The following is a 2585-nucleotide window of genomic DNA, read 5'->3' as shown; positions in this document are numbered from 1 at the left end:
TACCAGGACACTCTCAAGGCGAACCTGACCGTTTTTCTAATCATGCAACAAAGCCGTGAACTATCCTAGATTGATGTCCCCTTCGTCAATGCCTTTAGATAGAAGCTTATCGAGGATTCATTCGCCATTGGTAAGAATAAGCAAACCGTAAACAGGCATCAAATAGAAGCAGCAATCTTTAGCGTGCGTTCCATGAGCAAATTTTGGCTACTGCGTTCGGCTTCATTTTCGCCAGGATGCCGTTGCACGTAGGAACCATCGACCATGAGATCCCAAGCCTGCCGATTATCGGACAGCATGATCTCTAGAACGGTCTTAAGTTCGGCTTGAAGATCTGGATCTTCAACGGGAGTAACGGCCTCAACGCGGCGATCGAGATTGCGCGTCATCCAATCGGCACTGCCAATGTAGAATTCCTCCTGTCCGTCATTTTGGAAATAGAAGACGCGCGAGTGTTCCAGATAGCGACCAATAATGCTAACTACCCGAATCGTTTCACTCACCCCCTCTACCCCTGGACGCAAACAGCAAATACCCCGCACGATCAGATCAATCTCGACGCCAGCCTGAGAGGCTTGGTACAGTTTTGCAATGACTTTGGCATCAACAAGGGCGTTCATCTTTGCAATAATTCGCCCCGATTTACCCGCTTTGATGTGCTCAATTTCCCGATCAATCATGGCCAACATGCGATCGCGCATCGTGACCGGAGAAATCAGCAGTTTGCGGTAGTCTCGCTGCAGGGAATAGCCTGTGAGGTAGTTAAATAAATCGGTCAGATCGGCTCCCAAGTCCTCACGACAGCTCAACAACCCAAAGTCCGTGTAGAACTTTGCCGTCTTGGGATTGTAGTTGCCTGTGCCAATGTGGACATAGCGGCGAATGTCGTCTCCTTCCCGCCGTACCACGAGCACAATTTTGGTGTGGGTTTTGAGACCAATCACCCCGTAGATGACGTGAACCCCAGCATCTTCTAGCTTTCGTGCCCAGACGATGTTGTTTTCTTCATCAAAGCGGGCTTTCAGTTCGACCAGGGCGGCCACCTGTTTGCGGTTCTCAGCAGCGGCGATCAGTCCGGCAATAATCGGCGAATCTCCCGATGTGCGGTAGAGCGTCATTTTAATCGCCAGCACGTCCGGATCGTCGGCAGCCTGGGTCACAAAGCGCTCGACTGATGCATCAAAGGATTCGTAGGGATGGTGAACGAGGAGATCTTTTTGCCGAATAATGCTGAAAATATCCTCTGATTCTTCCAGGTTGGTGGAAATGCCCGGTTCGTGGATCTGGCGAAGCCGGGGCGGAATGACCGGAGTCCACGGTGGATCTTTTAGCTCTGGTAGAGATAACCCCATAAATGTCATGAGATCGGTGAGTCCCAGTAGTCCATCAATTTCGTAGACGTCATCGTTGGTGATGTCCATCCCTTTCATGAGCATGCCCCGCACCCGTTGCGACGTAGAGGGCTGAATTTCTAGGCGCACCACCGATCCCCCAAAGTGCCGTTTGTGAAGTTCTTGCTGGATCGTCAGCAGTAGGTCATCCGATTCGTGTTCGGCGATCGCAATATCGGCATCGCGGGTAATCCGAAAGGAATAACATTCCTGAATGACCATGCCTGGGAACAACGCCTCCAAATGAGGAGCCATCACCTGTTCAATCGGCACACCTGCCCACGTGCACTGGGCAGGTTTCGTGGGATGTAACTCTTCTGGCAACGGCACAAACCGAGGCAAAATATCAGGCACTTTGACCCGTGCAAATTCGATGCGTCCGGTTTCGGGATGTTTAACGGACACTGCTAGGTTCAGACTCAGGTTTGCCATCAGCGGAAACGGATGGCTAGGGTCAACGGCTAAGGGCGTTAGCACCGGGAATAACCGTTGTTCAAACAGGTCGCGTAAATATTTCTTCTGCTTTTCATTGAGATCGCTATAGTTCAGCAAATGAATCCCGTGGGCAGTCATTTCAGGACGCAGAACCGTTTCGAAATGCTGATGCTGTTGAGCTACTAAGGGACGCAGGCGATCGCGAATCTCCTTCAGTTGTTGCTTTGGAGTGCGTCCATCCACGCTCAGTCGATCAACCTTGGCGTTGACCTGATCTTTTAGAAAAGCAACCCGCACCATAAAAAACTCATCCAGATTCGAACTGAAAATGGCCGAGAATTTGAGGCGTTCTAGAAAAGGTGTGCGCGGGTCAAGGGATTCGTGCAATACGCGCCGATTGAACTCCAGCCAGCTTAGCTCTCGGCTGAAATAGTATTGCGGATCGTAGAAGTCTTTTTGTGGAGCGGGCTTCGCTTGGATGTTGGGTGTGGGTTGACTTTCGGAAGAGGTCTGACTATCGGAGATTCGTTTGGAGGTGGCTTCAGTGGCTTTGGTCATGGGGTCAGGAGGAATGAACGTTGGAGGGGGGAACGGTGCGCTTTTTCACTCGTTATTTTCCCATTCGGTTTTGTCTACCGTTTAGGGATACTACGCAGCCCTTTCAAGGTACTGTTTTATCTTCTTTAGATTTCGCTTCACGCAGTAATCGAGCAGTGGAGACGTGAGGTTTATCTTTTTGGCGTTTGGGTTTGGGGACTT

General features: G+C 50.6%; 1 protein-coding gene. It reads right to left on the bottom strand.

Annotation, left to right across the window (positions count from 1 at the left end):
- Positions 1–158: 158 nt before the first annotated feature.
- Entirely contained in the window at positions 159–2384 is a 2226-nt protein-coding gene (gene ppk1, locus IGR76_06890; GenBank protein ID MBF2078239.1) for a polyphosphate kinase 1, read from the bottom strand.
- Positions 2385–2585: the final 201 nt, after the last annotated feature.

The sequence above is a fragment of the Synechococcales cyanobacterium T60_A2020_003 genome (genome assembly GCA_015272205.1).
Taxonomy (GTDB): domain Bacteria; phylum Cyanobacteriota; class Cyanobacteriia; order RECH01; family RECH01; genus JACYMB01.
This window is presented reverse-complemented; position numbering and strand designations above follow the sequence as displayed.

Coding starts and splice junctions, on each gene's coding strand:
- ppk1 (MBF2078239.1), bottom strand. CDS start 2,384: ATGACCAAAGCCACTGAAGCCACCTCCAAACGAATCTCCGATAGTCAG.